This window comes from Micromonospora sp. ATA51 (assembly GCF_016802855.1).
GTDB classification, from domain to species: Bacteria; Actinomycetota; Actinomycetes; order Mycobacteriales; family Micromonosporaceae; genus Micromonospora; species Micromonospora sicca.
This window is the reverse complement of record NZ_JAEVHJ010000009.1, coordinates 1-16,392: the sequence shown is the minus strand read 5'-3', so window position 1 is coordinate 16,392 and position 16,392 is coordinate 1. Positions and strand designations below refer to the sequence as shown.

General features: G+C 70.4%; 15 protein-coding genes and 3 pseudogenes. 5 read left to right on the top strand and 13 right to left on the bottom strand.

Annotated features, from left to right (window positions below; all coding sequences use genetic code 11):
* Nucleotides 1-66: 66 nt before the first annotated feature.
* The 6 genes and pseudogenes from JNW87_RS41275 to JNW87_RS41270 form a co-directional block, all read right to left on the bottom strand.
* A pseudogene (locus tag JNW87_RS41275) lies at nt 67-624 on the bottom strand (aspartate/glutamate racemase family protein); the annotation flags it as partial.
* Entirely contained in the window at nt 621-1,412 is a 792-nt protein-coding gene (locus tag JNW87_RS03275) for a hydroxypyruvate isomerase family protein (protein ID WP_238452948.1), read from the bottom strand. The gene JNW87_RS03275 and the pseudogene JNW87_RS41275, both read right to left, overlap by 4 nt.
* The gene (locus tag JNW87_RS03270) at nt 1,412-2,302 is read right to left on the bottom strand and encodes a hypothetical protein (protein WP_200210996.1); all 891 of its coding nucleotides are present in this window, start codon (nt 2,300-2,302) and stop codon (nt 1,412-1,414) included. Before JNW87_RS03270 ends, JNW87_RS03275 begins: the two co-directional genes overlap by 1 nt.
* On the bottom strand, nt 2,299-3,762 hold the full coding sequence (locus JNW87_RS03265) for an L-fuculokinase (RefSeq protein WP_238452947.1): 1,464 nt from the start codon (nt 3,760-3,762) through the stop codon (nt 2,299-2,301). The genes JNW87_RS03270 and JNW87_RS03265 overlap by 4 nt, the downstream gene beginning before the upstream one ends.
* On the bottom strand, nt 3,759-3,944 hold the full coding sequence (locus JNW87_RS03260) for a hypothetical protein (protein ID WP_238452946.1): 186 nt from the start codon (nt 3,942-3,944) through the stop codon (nt 3,759-3,761). Before JNW87_RS03260 ends, JNW87_RS03265 begins: the two co-directional genes overlap by 4 nt.
* Before the next feature lie 20 nt (nt 3,945-3,964).
* Nucleotides 3,965-5,029, bottom strand: a pseudogene (locus tag JNW87_RS41270) (four-carbon acid sugar kinase family protein); the annotation flags it as partial.
* A 187-nt stretch (nt 5,030-5,216) separates the two neighbouring features.
* On the opposite strand from JNW87_RS41270, the gene JNW87_RS03255 reads away from it, so the two are divergent.
* Nucleotides 5,217-6,020, top strand: coding sequence for a DeoR/GlpR family DNA-binding transcription regulator (locus JNW87_RS03255; RefSeq protein WP_238452945.1), 804 nt, complete (start codon nt 5,217-5,219; stop codon nt 6,018-6,020).
* Here the strand turns inward: JNW87_RS03255 and JNW87_RS03250 are convergent.
* Complete coding sequence (locus JNW87_RS03250) at nt 6,017-7,036, bottom strand: class I mannose-6-phosphate isomerase (protein ID WP_238452944.1); 1,020 nt, start codon at nt 7,034-7,036, stop codon at nt 6,017-6,019. The genes JNW87_RS03255 and JNW87_RS03250 overlap by 4 nt on opposite strands.
* On the opposite strand from JNW87_RS03250, the gene JNW87_RS03245 reads away from it, so the two are divergent.
* From JNW87_RS03245 to JNW87_RS03235, 3 genes are all read left to right on the top strand, one after another.
* On the top strand, nt 7,008-7,679 hold the full coding sequence (locus JNW87_RS03245; protein WP_309233891.1) for a DDE-type integrase/transposase/recombinase: 672 nt from the start codon (nt 7,008-7,010) through the stop codon (nt 7,677-7,679). The two genes, JNW87_RS03250 and JNW87_RS03245, sit on opposite strands and share 29 nt — an antisense overlap.
* Before the next feature lie 75 nt (nt 7,680-7,754).
* Entirely contained in the window at nt 7,755-7,901 is a 147-nt protein-coding gene (locus JNW87_RS03240; protein WP_238452943.1) for a hypothetical protein, read from the top strand.
* Between the two features lie 117 nt (nt 7,902-8,018).
* Nucleotides 8,019-8,678: an HNH endonuclease family protein gene (locus JNW87_RS03235; RefSeq protein ID WP_238452942.1), complete on the top strand. Its 660-nt coding sequence runs from the start codon at nt 8,019-8,021 to the stop codon at nt 8,676-8,678.
* 250 nt (nt 8,679-8,928) lie between these two features.
* Here the strand turns inward: JNW87_RS03235 and JNW87_RS03230 are convergent, their stop codons facing one another.
* The 5 genes from JNW87_RS03230 to JNW87_RS03210 all read right to left on the bottom strand — a co-directional run bounded on the left by JNW87_RS03230 (nt 8,929) and on the right by JNW87_RS03210 (nt 14,086).
* Complete coding sequence (locus JNW87_RS03230) at nt 8,929-9,135, bottom strand: hypothetical protein (RefSeq protein WP_238452941.1); 207 nt, start codon at nt 9,133-9,135, stop codon at nt 8,929-8,931.
* Between the two features lie 960 nt (nt 9,136-10,095).
* Nucleotides 10,096-11,103 (bottom strand): ATP-dependent DNA ligase, encoded by a 1,008-nt coding sequence (locus JNW87_RS03225; RefSeq protein WP_238452940.1) that lies wholly within the window; start codon nt 11,101-11,103, stop codon nt 10,096-10,098.
* Between the two features lie 379 nt (nt 11,104-11,482).
* Nucleotides 11,483-12,985, bottom strand: coding sequence for a serine/threonine-protein kinase (locus tag JNW87_RS03220; protein ID WP_238452939.1), 1,503 nt, complete (start codon nt 12,983-12,985; stop codon nt 11,483-11,485).
* 316 nt (nt 12,986-13,301) lie between these two features.
* Nucleotides 13,302-13,625 (bottom strand): STAS domain-containing protein, encoded by a 324-nt coding sequence (locus JNW87_RS03215; protein ID WP_238452938.1) that lies wholly within the window; start codon nt 13,623-13,625, stop codon nt 13,302-13,304.
* A gap of 8 nt (nt 13,626-13,633) precedes the next feature.
* Nucleotides 13,634-14,086 carry an ATP-binding protein gene (locus JNW87_RS03210; protein ID WP_238452937.1) on the bottom strand — a complete coding sequence of 151 codons (453 nt, stop codon included), beginning with the start codon at nt 14,084-14,086 and terminating at the stop codon, nt 13,634-13,636.
* 535 nt (nt 14,087-14,621) lie between these two features.
* Here JNW87_RS03210 and JNW87_RS03205 point away from each other — a divergent pair.
* Nucleotides 14,622-15,182: a hypothetical protein gene (locus JNW87_RS03205; RefSeq protein ID WP_238452936.1), complete on the top strand. Its 561-nt coding sequence runs from the start codon at nt 14,622-14,624 to the stop codon at nt 15,180-15,182.
* 13 nt (nt 15,183-15,195) lie between these two features.
* Here JNW87_RS03205 and JNW87_RS03200 read toward each other — a convergent pair.
* A pseudogene (locus JNW87_RS03200) lies at nt 15,196-16,088 on the bottom strand (IS982 family transposase).
* Between the last annotated feature and the right edge of the window lie 304 nt (nt 16,089-16,392).

Sequence of the window (16,392 nt, the reverse complement as noted above, 5' to 3'; positions counted from 1 at the left end):
GCTGCCGTACGCCGGAGCGGGGTGAGGTGAGCACCGGCACCGGTACCTGCTCGGCGGCAGCCGGTCGACCACCCGCGCCATACTGGCCTGGGCGAGGACGAGCACGTCGACCTCGGCGGCGAGGCGGCGCACCTCGGCGGCGACGATCTCGTCGTGCCGGCCGGCGTCGCCGTCGCGCAGCGCGTCGAACGCGCCGGGGCAGACCGACTCGCGGATCTCGCACGGCTCGCCGGCCGTGCGCCGCAACAGGTCGCGCGTGGGTTGCAGGGTGGCGGCGAGCGTCGCCAGCACGCCGATGCGACCGCCGGCAGTGACGGCCTGGGCGGCCATCGGTTCGTCGACCCGGTAGATCGGGATGCCTACCTCGGCGCGGGCCTGTTCCGCCGCCTCACCGATGGACGAGCAGGTGACCAGCACCGCGGTGGCGCCGGACTCCTCCGCGAAGGCCGCGTACGCAGCCACCCGCCGACGGGTGCGCGCCAGCATGCCGTGCTCGATGGTGTCCCGCAGCAGCGTTTCGTCCACGATGTTGACCGCGTCCACCGGGCCCACCTCGGCGCGGAGCAGGTCGGCGAAGACGGCGGGAAGGCCCGTGACGGTGTGCAGGAGGCAGACCCGGTTCATCGGATCGGCCCCAGTCGGGGGTACCGCGCCGCGACGGCGCGCAGGCTCGCCGACGACGGCAGGGTGGGCACGTACTCCAGCGCGAGCCCGCCGTCGTATCCGGCCGCACCAAGCGCCGCGAGCAGCGCGTCGACGTCCAGAGCCCCGGTGCCCGGCTCGTGCCGGCCGGGGAAATCCGCGATCTGTACGTGCCCCAGCACCCCTGCCGCCGCCGCGACCGTCTTCGTCACGTCATCGCCCATGGCGGCGACATGATAGGCGTCCAGCTGCAGTTCGACGACGGGCCGGCCGACCTGGTCGAGCAAGGCGATCACGTCCGAGACGCGGGGCAGCAGGTAGCCGGGAATGTCGTGGTCGTTGATCGGCTCGACGACCAGCTTCAGCCCGGCAGCCTCGGCCAGATCCGCCGCCCAGCGCAAGTTGTCGGTCAGGCAGCTCAACTGGTCGCGCTCGTCGAGCTCGGGCAACCGCCGCCCGGCGAGCACGTTCACCAGCGGGCAGCCGATGTCCCGGGCCAGGTCCACCGCCCGTCGCAGGTCGTCACGCCAGCGTGCGGTGAGGCGTGGATCGTTGCTGTAGCCGCGCTGGCCGGCGGCGAGGTCGCCGGCGTCCATGTTCAGCAGCGCGACCTGTACGCCCGCCGCCCGCACCAGCCAGGTCACCTCGTCCGGCGGCAGCGGGGGCCACGGGAACTCCACCCGGTCGAAGCCCGTCTCGGCTGCGGCGGCGAAGCGTCGCCGCCACGGTAGCTCGGTGAACAGCAGCCCCAGATTGACGACCGGGTACATCACGCCGCCTCGGTCCAGGGACGGCCGTACCGGTCGACGATGTCGGTGAGCCGCCGCAGCCGGGCCACGGATTCCGCGCGCAGGGCCGCCGCCGGGTCTCCGGTGGCAAGGGCGTCACGCCACAGCGCGCGCCCGGCCAGCATGCCCGACGCCCCTCCCCGGCATGCCGCTTCGACCGCCGTCGGGAAATCCGCCGCGTCCACCCCGTTGGAAAGCACCACCCAGGGCCGGGCAAGCTGCCGGTCGAGCTTCTCGCAGGCGGCCACGAGGTCGCCGAGGTCACCGCGCCCCCGGCGCGGCACCTGCGCCTTGTAGAGGCTCGGGCCGAGCGGCCCGAGCGCGGCGGCGGCATCGAGGATGCCCGCCTCGAGGTCGAAGTCCTGCTGCCCTGGTGCCGGAACGGCGACCGGCTCAAGGACGGACAGCGGGCCGGCCTGCCGGCACAGCTCGACGAAGCGGTGGGCCAGCTCGACTCGGCGTTCCTCGGCACCGTCGCGCTTCCAGATCACCAGCAGTTTCAGCGCCACCACGCCGTCCCGTCGCGCCTGCCCGAGGTCGACGTCATCGTCCAACCAGGTGTCCTCCACCGGGCCGCCGGGCTGTTGGGACAGCGCGTCGACGGCGAGGATCAGCCCGCAGCCGGCCGGCAGCACCCGGTCGCGGACCAACTGGGCGTAGGCATAGTGCCGGTCGATCAGGAACGCGGAGGCGAGCGGTGCCAGGGTGGCGGCGACGTCGAGCTTGAACGAGGCCAGCGCGCCGTCGTCGGCCGGGTGGCCCTGCTCGGTGAGCATCGTCCGCAGGCTCTCGCGCTGGTCCATGGCGACCATGGCGAACGTCCCGGTGGGCCGGGCGAGCCGGTCCAGGGTCAGCGGCGGTGTGTCGTTCACGCTTGTTCCTTACTGTCGGGGGTGTCCACGTCGGCGGCCCGCACCAGCGGGAGGAACTGCGACCGGTACGTCGTTTCCCATTCGGTCGCCGACCCCGGATCCCGTGCCAGCGGCTGTCCCGTCGGCGGCACGTCCTCGACGCCGATCGCCTGCCCGGCGAGCTGGGCGGCGCCGAGGGCCGCGGACTGCTGCCCGGGCAGCACCACGATCGGTACGGGGCTTACCTGGGCTTTGATCCACATCCAGGTGGGGTTGGCGGTGGGGCCGCCGAAGACCGTGACGGTGTCGGGACGGCGTCCGCTGATTCTCATCTGGCTCTCGAGCATCCAGCGCACCTGCATGCACAGCCCTTCAAGGACGGCGCGGCCGATGTCGGCGAGGGTGTGCTCGGGTTTGATGCCGTGGAAGGACAGCGTCCGGTGCGGGTCCGGCTCGGGGCTGGCCCGCCCCTGCAGGTACGGCTGCACGGTGATGCCGGTGGGCGGTCCGTCCGAGGGGCCGACGAGGTCGCTGAACCAGCGGTGCCGGTCGGGCTCCGTGACGGGGGCAACCCGGTCGAGCAGCCAGTCGACCAGGCCGCCACTGCTGGACAGGCCGCTGATGAGGCAGTACGAGCGGCCGTCCACGAAGGGGCCGACCGAGGTTCCGGTGGGCTGCGCGGACGGCGGCGGGGGCGCGGCGACCGGGGTGATGACGGCCTCCGCCGTACCCATGGAATCCGCGACCTGGCCGACGGCGCGCACGCCGGCGGCCCAGGCGGCGGCGAGATGGTCGTGTCCGGCGACGACGACCGGCGTCCCGGCCGGCAGCCCGGTGCGTGCCGCGGCCGAGGATGTGACGTGTCCGGCGACCCGGTCGACGGGGACCGGGGGCATCTGGTCGGGTCGCAGCCCCGCCAGGTCGAGCAGCCCTGGCGAGTAGGCCTTCGCGGTGATGTCGAACGCGCCGGTGCGTGCGGCCAGAGTCGGGCCGGTGGCCAGCGTTCCGGTGAGGGCAGCCACGACCAGGTCCGCGGTGTTCGCCCAGCAGTACCCGCTTCGCAGTAGGTCTGGTTCATGCTGGCGCAGCCAGATCCACCGGGCCAGGGGCAGCTTCGCGCTGGGGTGCAGGCCGGTGGCGGCGAAAAAGGCCTCACGCCCGACGGCCTCGCACAGCTGGTCGGCCTGCCGGTGGGCCCGGCGGTCCCGCCAGTGCAGCAGCTCGCCGACCGGGGCGCCGTCGGCGGCCACGAAGGTGCCGGTCTCGGCCATGCTCGCGACTCCCAGGGCCAGCGGCGGGGCGCCGGCGGCGGCCACGCACTCCGCGAGCAGCCGCAGCGCGGTGTCCCGGATGGCCTCGGCGTCGGGTGGGGTGATGGCGTGTCGCTGTGCCACCGGCATGCCGTCCGCCCGGTACACCCCGACCTTCGTGTGCGTGGTGCCCACATCCAGACCGGCCAGCAGCGGCTGCCCCGCCGTCATCGCCCGGCACCCTGATCGAGCAACGACCGCTGCGGGTCGGGGTCGATGGAGATTCGGTCGAGGATGTCCCGCAGTGTGCTGTCGGTGCCGACGTTGCCGGGTACGACCACGTAGGACGGGGCGCCCTGCGGCGTGCGCAGGTTCCATACCGGTACGCGGGGAGGATCTGTCCCCGGACCCACGCGCCGCTCGCGCCAAGCGCGTCGGTGGCCAGCCGCGCCGACGTGATGCCACCCTTCGCCACGACCAGGTCCACCTCGGCGGCGAGACGCCGAACCGTCTCCACGAGTGTGTCCATGAGCAGCTCCGGCGCGGCGGGGATCTCGGCGTGACTGGGTGTCCGGTCGCTCGCCAGCAGGGCGTGGCCGTCCTGCTCGAGTCGCTCCCGTGCGACGCTGGCCAGCAAGTCGTCGTCGCCGCGCTGCGCGCTGGCTGGTATCTCCACGCGTCGGTCCCACAGCCCACCCAAGGCCCGCAACTGCCGGGTGCTGGCGGCGGTGAAGGAGCCGCAGGTGACCAGGACGCGACCGGGCGGAGGCAGTTGGATGCGTTCGAGCGGCCGCGTGGACAGGCCAGCCAGGGCGGCGGCCAACGAGGCGGCGCAGCGGACCACCACCCGCGCACCCCGGTTCTGTGCTCTGATAAGGCCCGCCGCGATGGCCAGGATGTCGGCTTCGCTGACGCAGTCGGGAATGACGAACGCGTCGGGCCGCGCGCTCAGCAGCGCTTCGGCGACGGCTTCCGGTCCGTGTCCGCGTAGCCGTGCCAGCGGCACGGTTACCGCGTGTCTACGCCCGCCGCTGACCTCGCGCACCCAGTCGCAGAGGTTGGCGCTGCGGTAGGCGAAGACGGGGTCCCGGGCGAACTCGGTGTCGGCCACCGGGACGTTCCCGGCCGCGGTCCGCAGATAGTGGATGCCGTCCCGGGTGAATCGTCCACCGTCGAGGAAGGCTGGCACGAAGAGCACCGGCGTGTGTGGCGCGACGGCTTCGACCTCGGCAACCACGTGGCCGCGCAGCGTCGAGTCTCCCCGCAGGATCAGGGTCGCGGGACGTCCGGTGTCCTGGGCCGCCGCGTTGACCATGAGGGCGATGCCGCCGACCAGTTCGGCTGCGGGCCGCGCGGCGAGCGCCCGGCTGTTGGACAGGACGAAGGCTGCGGGCTGTGCCGAGGCGAAGAAATCGTCGAAGGCGGCCCGGTGGGGTCGCAAAATGACATCCACATCGCTGACGGCCTGGGTCCCCGTCGGGTCGTCGTCGACGATCACCTTCGGTCGCTGGTCGGCTGCGACCTCGGCCCGCCAGGTAGCGAGGTCCGGCACGCCTGCCCCCTTCGATCGGCTGGCCCCACCCACTCTGTGGCCGGGAGCAGAGGATGTCAACAGTTGGACAAATTGTGTCCAGCCTTGGACGCTCAGCGGACAGGCGGCGTCGCCAGGCCGGTACCGTCGACCTGTGACCGCCCGACAGCACACCGGCGACCAGAAACTGCGCTACGACTCCGCCCCCAAACGCCGGGAGGAAATCCTGCGCCGGATGAGCAACGCCGGCTACGTATCGGCGCCCGAGCTGAGCGCCGAGTTGGCGGTATCCGAACGCACCGTCCGCCGCGACCTACAGAAACTCGCCGACCTAGGGCTCGTCGAACTCGTCTACGGCGGGGCGCTGGCGCCGGCCGGCGTCACGCCCGGCTCCCCCTTCGGCACGCGCTCAAAGGTGCAGTCGGGACAGAAGCGTGCGATTGCCAGCCGGGCACTGCGGTTCGTCGAGGGCGGAGCGACCATCGGCATCGACTCCGGCACCACCACACTGGAGATGGCTCGGCTGCTGCCGGCCGGAAGCGGTGTCACGGTGGTGACCCACTCGCTACCCACCATGGCAGCACTCGCCGAGCGGGACGACCTGACCCTCATCGGTCTAGGGGGTCTGCTCCATCCATCCACCCAGGCGTTCACCGGACCAGACACCATCGCCGCGATCAGCCGGCTCCGGGTCCACACGTTCTTCCTCGCCGCGAGCGGTCTAGGCCGCGACGGGGCGTACTGCAGCACCCCCCTCGACGCCGAGGCGAAGCGAGCATTCATCGACATCGCCGAACGGGTCGTGCTGCTGACGGACTCGTCAAAGCTGCGGCAGATCGCACCGGTCCCGATTTGCGACTACGGCCGGCTCGACGCGCTCATCACCGATGACGCCATCACTGACGTCGACCGTTCGCATCTGACGTCCCGCACCCGCCTTCTGATCGCGGCAAGCTAAGCGCGCAGAGCGGGACGACAGCGGATCGCCTCCAACTCGCCGCGCAGCTCGCAGCGGCCTGCCCCGAACGGCACCACCATCGTGTCGCCCGCCGTGATCGGCAGTGTTCCCTCGGCGTACCGCAGCGAGCCGTGTCCAGACAACATCACGATGATCGAGAACCCCTCGTCGAGGTCGCTGACTGGATCAGGTCGCAGCCTCTCCGCGGCGAAGAACTCGTCGGCTTGCTCCGGGAACAGACGCTCCACGCCCTGCCGGCCCTGCCGAGCATCCCGGCGAGCCCGACTCAGGTCGGCCAGACGCCCTTCGCTCCACGCTCCCCGATCCACACACGCCAACGCCTCATCCATGACAAGGCCCAGGTAGGCGGACGATTCCGACACCGGGAACCCCTCGCGCTCTAGGAGCACCGAGAAATCGGTGGGCTCCTGCACCTCGACAAGGAAGATCCCAGGGCCGATGGCGTGCGGCAGACCGGCCGGCACGAGGACCGCGTCACCCCGCCGCACCGGGACATGATTCGTCGCCGCGAGCATCGGCGCAAGCTGCTGGGTCCTGGCCCAGCCGGTCAGCTCGTCCGGCTTGACGTCGCGGGCGAAGCCGAGATGCACGACCGCGTCCGGCACCGCATCCACGATCACCCACGCCTCTGTCTTGCCGTAGGGCGAGGCCAGGTGATCGCGGCCGAATCGCCGGTCGGGATGGACGTGGAGCGGCAGCCGCTCGCCGGCGTCCAGCAGCTTGACCAAAATCGCCGGGTCCGGCCCGAACCGCGCCACATGCTCCGGGCCCAGCCAGCGCACCGGCTCCGCCTCCATCTCCTCGGCCAGCGTGCGCCCCTCGTCGAGCACAGTTAGGCCTGCGGGCGCGGACCGATAACGAGCCGTGGTCGAGCCCACCCAGTCCTCGGGATAGTAGGCGTCAGCCGGCACGGGTAGCCCCCGGAAGCGATGAATGCGCCCAGTGCCGCGATAGAAGGAGCGTGGGGTGTTCGCGACAAGGCGCAGGGGTCGCATCGGTGGTCTCCTTCGAGCGGACGCTGTTGTGCATGTCGCCATAGTCTCGCCAGTGCCGTTGCACTATCTGGTCGGGAGACGCGGTACGCCCGGGTCGGGTCTGCGGTCAGATCACCCCGGCGAGTTCACTGAACGCCGAAACGACTCGGAGCTTGGGCTAGTTTCAGCCCGCCGCGATGGCGGCGCGGCCCGGCGGTTCTTCCGACGGGCGCTATCGACGTTGAAGGTGACACCCGCCGAGGTGGTCACCGACGCCGCCGCGATCTACCCCGCTGTGCTCGACGAGCTGATCCCGTCCACGTGGCACCACGTCGAGCAGTACGCGAACAACCCGATCAAGGCTGATCACAGCCAGCTCAAACAGCGGTTGAAACCGATGCACGGGCTACGAACGGACAAGACAGCACAGGTAATCATCGCCGGCCACGCGTTCATGCAGAACCTCCGACGCGGCCACTACGAAATCGCCATCGACGCCCCGCCGACCAAGCGGGCCGCCGCTGGGGGGGCGGCCGCCGACTCCGGCCCTGACAGTGCTCCCCTCGCAGTGGCCGAACGTCCACCTCGGCCATGGCGCTCGATGTTACTGATGGATGCCGCCGAGGGAATGGCGGGCGGCATGATGGTCGGATGGCGGCAGTAGAGGCATGGTTTCTGGGTGGGCCGGCCGACGGGAGACTGATGCCCGTGGAGGTCACGACCGACGGCACCGCCGGCGGTGATCAAGCTGCCTCAGACTGGCTTCTACGTCGGGACGAGCGATGTCCCGGCGCCCGCGCTTGAGCACGTCTACGTCCTGACCGACGGGTTTGATGACGTCGAGGTCTACCAGTCCCGGCAGCCCGCTTCGGAGGCGACGGACTGACAGCTACCGCCGGCGAAGCGGTTGTTCTGGGATTGTTCGCTTGTAGACCATTGCTATGCCGGTCGGCACCTGCGTATATCGAAGTACCGCTATCTTCGATGAACGGGAGAGCCGACCGTGACCCGTACCGCGCGATGGGCCGCCACCCTGCTGGCCGCCGTCACCGCCACCACCGCCCTGACCGCCGCACCTGCCTACGCCGAAACCTATTCCGCCTACCTGCGCACCGCGGTGTCGAGCCTGCCCGTGGCGACCGAGGTTCGCACCGGGTACGACCGGAGCCTGTTCCCGCACTGGATCGACGCTGACGGCGACGGCTGCAACACCCGCAACGAGGTCCTCATCGCCGAAGCCACCACCAAACCCACCATCGGCTCCGGCTGCTCCCTGTCCGGCGGGCGCTGGTACTCGTACTACGACAACGCCTACTGGACGCTCACCAGCGATCTGGACATCGACCACATGGCGCCTCTCGCCGAAGCGTGGGACTCCGGCGCCCGGAACTGGACCACCAGCCGCCGCCAGGCCTACGCCAACGACCTCGGCGACTCCCGTCCCCTGGTGGCCGTCACGGACAACGTCAACCAGGCCAAGGGTGACCAGGACCCCGCCACCTGGATGCCTCCGTACAGCTCGGCGCGTTGCCGCTACATCAACGAGTGGGTCGCCACGAAGATCCGCTGGCGGCTCACCGTCGACACCGCCGAGAAGAACGCCCTGACCAGCTGGGCCAACTCCTGCCCCAACGTCACCATCACCGTCGTCCGCGCCTTCTAGCGAGATCGGTCAGGGCGTCACTGCCTGACTTGATCTTGGCTGGCACGCTGCGCTTGCGGTGGCTAAAGGCCTGCCCCTTTCTGCGTTCCCCTTGCTGACACTTGAGGAAACACCGCTGAGGCCCTAGGTTCGCCGGGGGCCTCTTGCCCGCCCCGAACCCCCACACTGCCCAGGAGCGGGCCGCCCCGGTCAACCTCGCCCTGCCTGCTCAACGGGTCCGCCGAGGTAAGGGGCAGTCCGCCGGCCCTGCTTAGCTCAGCTGTCCCCGCTCGCGTTGCCGGACAGCCAACCGTTCCAGTGCGGCCTGGTGGGCGCGTCGGTGCTTGCGCCAGTACCGGATGCGCCACCAGCGCAGCTGCACCCGTTGCAGGAACGACGCCCGCTGAAACGATTCTGGCTCGTAGCCGTACCAACCGCGCTCACGCTCGGCTTCGCTCGGTCGCCGTTCGACGGTCATGAGGCCAGTGTCGCACCGACTCCGGCAGTTGACGTGGCGGCCACGCCGCAGCACCGCGTTCCCACCTGGAACACGACCGCCACCTCGGACCCGCCCGGCTGGTGGCGGCGATGGTCGCTGGCCCGGGCCGCGAGTCGACCCGTGTCGCTCCCCCGCCGCCGTCGCCTGGTTGGCTGCGGTCGCGAGCACGCGTAGCGTGACATCGTCCGCGCTGACGGTGTGCGTCACGCTGGTGACCCCGAAGGATCACCGCTCGGAGGCCCTATGGATACGTCGTTGGGTCTGCAAGGTCCTGTTGTGTTGCTGGTGGCCGTCGGGGCCGCGGCGATGACTTTCGTCGTCCCCAGGCCGCGACTGTTGTGGGCATCCCTGCTCGCGGCGGTCTGCGGGTTCTGCGAAGGGCAATTGGGCACCGTCTGGGATGCCATGTTCGGCGCAACGGCTCCGGCTTGGCCGCTGCTGCTAGCAGCCGTTCTGTTGGGGGCGGGATTCGCGTGGCGGGTCCCTGGTTGGAGCACCATGGCAGCTGGATGGCTGGGGATCCCGTGGGGGCTCGCGGTGACGGTAGGCGTGCTGGGGTCTCCCCTGCTGGAACTGCGGCGAGTCGTACTACGGATATTATGCGGTCGGTTTTAGCGTGATCGGAGTCGTCCTCACCATTGTGGGCGCTGCGCTAACCGTGGCGCTTCGAATCCTGATCCGCCGACTGCGGTCCTGACCAATGGCCGGGGTAATGCTGGCCGCTCAGTGCCGGGCCGATGATGGCCCCATCCAGATCCTGGATGCCGCCCTACAGCTCAGCCGGATGCCGCTACATCAACGAACGGGTCGCCACCAAGATCCGCTGGCGGCTCACCGTCGACACCGTCGAGAAGAACGCCCTGACCAGCTGGGCCAACTCCTGCTGCATAAGCAGGGCAGTTGCGGCACCCTTCCTGTCCAGAGTGGGGCTGAGGTCAGTCAAGCGATTTGCGCGTGGTCAGAGAAGGGGTCTTCGCCTTCGCCGAGGATCAGCGGCACGTCGTACACCGACAGGTCCGGTCTGGGCCGCGCGTACCGGACGCGGTGACGCCACCGGTGGTGCTCGTAGGCGGTGTCCACCTGAATCTCAGCCACCACGGTCGGCTCGACCTGGGCGTAGCGCAGCGGCTCGGGCCGCTCGAACTGGCCGGACCAGGCGGCCGGTAGCGGATCGGGCCAGGAGTGGATGGCAACACCGCGGTCGATCGGACGTGGCGGCGACAGCAGCGAAGCCAGCTCCAGACGCTGCGGCGTGGCCAGCGGGTGTGTGCGGCCGGTGTATCGCAGTCCACCCCGCCGGTCGAAGCGGCCGAGGAGAGCGGTCTCGGGGTTGCGGATGCTGCCGGTGACGCCGCCGATGATCGCCTCCGTGGTGGCACGTGCCCGGAACTGCGCCCAGCCTCGCCGGCCAGGCTCATACCGGCTGTCGAGGCGTTTGATCACAACCCCTTCGACGCCGGCCGCGGTCCAGGTGGTCAGCCATTCGCTGACCTCGGACAGGTCAGCGCTTTGGGGGGTGACCTCCAGCTGCGGCGGGGCGCCGGCGAGCAGCCGCACCAGCCGGGCACGACGCTCGACCAGTGGAGCGTCGAGCACTGGCTCCCCGCCGGCGTCGACGAGTAGGTCGAAGGTGACGTAGTAGGCCGGGTGCTCGCGGCTTCGCGCAGCAGCTGTCGGCCGGCGGTGACCCGCCGTTGCAGCAGGGCGAAGTTCGTCCGCCCGCGCTCCCAGACGACCAGTTCCCCGTCGAGCGCTGCCCCGGGCGGGACGAAGGTACGGACCGCCCGCGTGATGTCCGGGAAGTACGGCGTCAGATTCCTGCCGGCGCGCGACTGCAAGTAGACGTCGGAGGCTCCCCCGGAAGGCCAGTGCCCGCCACCCATCCCACTTTGGCTCATTGACCAGGTTCGAACCCTCAGGCACCGAATCGATCGGCGCGGCCAGCATCGGGGCGACAGGCCGGCGTAGCACAGGCCCACCCGGCGAGGTCTCCCACCGCCAGGCCGGGCTCACCCCCTCCAGTCCCATCCGCCCCGGACCGCGAGCGCAACTCATACGCGTCCCTCCGCCGCCATCGTCGGGCAAAGGGATCGGGTGCCCCGGGCGAAGATCAGGAACAACGAATGCAGGGGGACCTTTGGCAGTACGAGTCGAAGGTCGCCCTGGTCGACGGCGTGGAAGCTCGGGTCGAGTGGGCGTCGGTGCTGCCGTTGGGCGGCCTCGTCAGTCGGCTACGCCGCGGCGGGTTACCTCGCGGAGGATGCGCTGAGGAAGACGAGCTTTTGCTGGCTCCGTCAGCCGCTCGGCGGCGGGGTACCTCGACGTCTTACCGCAGGTCGGCGGCGATCCGGTCGGCGTCGGCGGTCAGGGCGTCGTAGCCGTCGGCGGTGAGTTTGCCGTCGCGTCGCAGTTCGCCGAGCTTGTCGCGCAGCTTCTTGAGCTGGTCTTCGGCATGGTCGGTGTCGTTCTCGGAGATCTCTTTCGCGATCGCGTCCACCTTGGTGTGCAGGTCCTTTGCGGCATCCGGGTTCAACCGGCCGGCTTCCACCTGCTCCCGGATCGACTGGCGCATGCCGGCGATCGGGTCAGCGGGTGGAGTGGGGCTCGGCCTTCGGGATGTGGCCCGAGGGCTCGGTGTCCGGCTGGCCGGGGTCCGGGTGGCGGACGCGACGGCCCGCAGGGTCGGCGTGGCGGGCGCGACGGTGACCGGCACAGCCGGCACGCGGGGCGCCACGACGGTGGTGGCCGATGCCGGCGGCGTGGTCGGTCCCGCGACCGAGGTGTGGTCGTCGCGGTCGAGCAGCGTGAAGCCGGTCAATGCGAGCAGCGCGACGCCGAGCAGGGCCGCCGCCAGCAGCGCCTCGCGGCGACGCCGTTCCGGGCGGCACCCCGGCCTGGTGCGCGCCGGGCCTACTGCGTCCAGCCGGGGCGGAAGAACAATCACCGGCGTGGACCGTCCCGGCCGGCCCGGATCCGCCGGCGTGACCGGCACGAGGGGAACCGGAGTGCCGGCCCGGGGCAGCAGGGCTGCGAGGCGGCCCCGGACTGCGACCGCGTTGGGCGGCCGGTCGGCGGGATCTTTGGCCAGCAGTTCGGCGACCAGCGCTTCGAGCTCGGCGGGTACGTCGGGCCTGCGCTCGCGCAGCGGCTGGGGTGGCTCGTTGACGTGCTGATGCAGCACGCTGAGCTGCTCGCCGACGAACGGCGGACGGCCGGCGAGCATGGCGTAGAGGGTGCAGCCCAGCCCGTACAGATCGGTGCGGTGGTCCACCGGCTGGCCGAGAGCCTGCTCCGGAGACATGTACGAGCTGGTGCCGAGCTTGACCGCCGGCTCGGTGAGGGTGTTCTCCCCCTCTGCCCAAGGAAGGCGGGCGATGCCGAAGTCGCAGATTTTCACCGTGCCGGTGGCGGTGACGATCAGGTTGCCGGGCTTCACGTCACGGTGCACCACCCCGGCCGCGTGCGCGGCGGCGATCCCGTCGCAGGTCTGTACGGCGATCGACAACGCCTGCAGGACGGTGAGCGGGCCGTCGGCGATCAGTGCGGACACGGTCCGCCCCTCCACCAGTTCCATGATCAGGTAGGAGTCGTTCTCCTCGGCGCCGAAGTCGTGGACAGCGACGATGTGCGGATGGGTCAGCCCGGCCGCTGCACGGGCCTCGCGGTCGAAGCGTTCCGCGGCCATCGGCTCCGTCAGGCCGGCCGCGGCGAGCACCTTGATCGCCACCGGGCGGTCCAAGCGCAGGTCGCGACCGCGCCACACCTCACCCATGCCGCCGCTGCCCAGCAGCTCCTCGGACTGGTAGCGGCCATCGAGCAGACGTCTCACCACGCGTCTCACTGCTCCAACCCTGCGCGCCGCGACACGGGGGGCGGTGACGCGACGGCCGGCATCGGGGTCATCGGACGAACCATCAGGAGTTGCTCATGGTGGTGGGTCCCCAAATTGGTCAACGCGCCATCGGCACCGAGGAAACGACCGACCGGCGCCGGCTAGGCCCTGCTCCGGCGGGCCGCCGAAGCTGCCGCCGTCCGCGTGCAGCTCAACAAGGTCGTGACCGCCTCCGCCGCCGACGGCGAACCCGGCGTACCCACTGTCCTCCGCGTGACCGCAGAATCCGCGCTGAGAAGTCGGTGCGCCGGATCTAACTGTCGGAGTCCGGCTCGGCGAGCGAGGGCAGGATCCCGGTCATCGAGAGCACGCGCCGGACATGGCCGGTGGGATTGATCAGGGCGAGGCGGACGCCCCTGTCGGTGGCACCGCTGTGGGCGTTGACGAACGTGTTCAGCACGGTGGAGTCGATGAAGCTGACCCGCGCCAGGTCGACCCGCACGCGGGGCGCGCGGGCGGTCGCCGCCTGCAGGACCTCCCCCAGCGGGCTCGCCGCGGCGATGTCGAGTTCGCCGAACAGCGCCACGACGGCGGTCCCGTCGCGCACCGTCGTCTCCGACCGCCACGTCTGCTCCACGCCGCACCTCACCCGCTCGACTGTACGCCGGGGAGGCGGGCGGTGACGGTAGCTGTCGTCCCGTCCGGCCCGCTGTCGATGACCAGACTGTCAGTGAGCTGCTGGGCCAGCCACAAGCCCCGGTGGCCCGGGGTTCCGGGGCGCGGCAGCGCGATCGGAACATCCTCTGTTCCGGGACCGTGGTCGATGACCTGGCAGGACACGGATGCGGCGTCGCGCAGCAGGCGGAGACGTCCGCTGCCGCCACCATGGCGCACGACATTGGTGACCAGCTCGTGCACGGCCAAGACGAAGTCCTCCAATGGGTCACCAGCGAGACCGGCCGCGCCGGAGGCCGCGGCGACGGCGTGCCGCAGCCGCGTCACCGCGACCTCAGTGATCGATTCCGACAGTAGAGTCACCACGCCCCGGACCTCGTCCGGATCGCCCCCACCGGCCTCGACGTGGCCACGCCAGCTCACGTGGGCACGGTACAGGGGGTGGATGACCACCGCATGCGATGGGACGTCGGGTGGGGCCCTTCATGGCCTGGCCGCGGCTTGCCTCAAACGCGTGCCCGCTCTGCAGGTCCCGCGAGTCGTGCCTAGTATGTTCCCCGGATGCGTCGGTGACCGGTTTGAGAGGTCGGGGTGCGCGGCCACCCATCCGGAGCGGTATGCCCCTCGACCCCCGGGGTTCCCGTACGGCGCTGAGGAAGGCCCCGATCCCTAGAACCCACGTAAACGACGACCCAAATGAAATTGACAGCTGGATCGCTCACCTGTCGCGGCCGACAGCAAACGACTCCGACACGTACGACGAGTGGCCGGAGGCCGCCGCACCGCAGTGGCGCGAGGACGTGCCGGACCCGGACGAGGAGTCGTACAGCCCGAGGACACGAACCAGGAGCACGAAGCGCGGCACACAAGATACCGGGCGGACCAGCAGTACGAGAAATACGAGCAGCACGACGGGGCCTACGGCCAGCACGACCACGCGTATCGGGGGTCCGACCCGGTGGCCGACCCTGCACCGCCGGGCTACGAGCCCGACCAGACCTACCGGGGCGACGAACACGAGCAGGCCCCCTGGGAGGAACGGCGGGACCAGGCGCCTTACGGACCGACCGATGCCGGTCCGGTGCGCGAGGACGCGCATTCCGTGCTGCAGGAGACCTACGTCGTACCGGAGGTGGGCTACGCCCACGAGGAGCATTACCCGCACGACGATGACGCCGGCCTCAACGAATACCGCTACGGCGGGTCCGCCCCGCAGCACCCCGAGGCGATCGAAGACGCTCCGACCCAAGTGCTGCACAACCTGGAGCTTGACGCCCGCCCACGGCCAGCCGGTCGGCGACGCTGGCTGATCGCGGTCGGCGGGCTCGCGGTAGGGGCGCTGGTCTGCGCTCTGGCGTTTACCTGGGGGTCGGACGGGCCGCCGGAAGGCGCGCTGCCGCTGGTGACAGCCACCATCCCGCCGGACGCGTCTGAGGAGCCGATTGCCCTCCCGAGATGCCGACGGAGACGCCGAGTTCCGCGACCCCGCGCAGCTCCTCCGCCACACCTAGACGAGTAAGTCCTAATCCTGATCAGTGGTCGTAGGCGATCAAGGACCTGGTCAGGGGTTGTCCGGTGGTCCGGTTGTGCCAGATGGCGGCGGTCATGGCCAGGAGTCGTTGCGCGACGCGGGCGGCGACGCCTTCGATGCTGCGGCCGCCGTGTAGCTCGAGGTCGAGCTGGCCCTTGAGGGTGTCGTTGACCGACTCGATGAGTTGCCGGATCGGCTTGAGCAGGTGCTCGCCGGGTCGTGGGGTGCGGTTGCGGTAGGACGGTCGCAGCAGCCGCACTCCGCGTTCGGCCAGCCAGCGGTCCAGTTCACCGGACACGTAGCCTTTGTCCGCGATGATCAGCAGACCGGGGCGTTCGGCCAGGAGTTCCGGGTCGTGTTCGAGGATTGCGGTCAACACCTGCCGTTCGTCGACCTTGGGGCTGGCCAGGGCCCAGGCGACCGGCAGGCCGGCCGGGGTGCAGATCAGGTGTAGCCGCAGGCCCCAGAACCAGCGCGAGTGCGACGGGCAGTAGCCGTAGCTGGCCCATCCCGCTAACCGTGAGCGGCGCGCGGTGGGCCGGGACCGGCCGCACTCGACCGGGGTGGAGTCGACCACCCAGGCGGAGTCGGTCCACAGGTCGGTGTCCGCAGCTACCGCCCGGATCGCCCGCTTGAGGAGCGGCAGGGCGGCTCGTAGGCGCTTGTTGTAGCCGGACTGGCCCGGCAGATAGGGAAACGCCCCGGGCAAACGCGCGGGAACGAACCGCAGCCAGCGGGCCTCGGACCGGATCCCGAGCAGCGCCTGGGCCACCGCGAGGGTCAACAGCTCGGCGTCTGACAGCTTCGGTGGCCGACCGGCCCTGCGGGCCTGCCCCAGCAGTCGTCGATCTTCACGTACAGTGCGGTGAGAAGGGTGTTGAGGTCTGTCGTCACAAACGGATCATCAACACCCTTCGCTGCGTTCGCAGCCCCGGACCGACTTAGGAATTACTCGTCTAGTGTCCTGAGTCGTTGATTAGCTGCTGAATTCGGGTAGGCTTCATGGTATGCCGCGAACAGGGCGCCCGAAGGCCGAGCTGGTTTTGTCCGATGTGGAGCGTCAGACTCTGATGTCTTGGTCGCGTCGGGCGAAAACCGGGCAGGCGTTGGCGTTGCGGGCGCGGATCGTGTTGGCGTGCGCGGAAGGCGCGACGAACAAGGACGTCGCCGCGAGGCTCGGGGTGTGGCCGCAGACGGT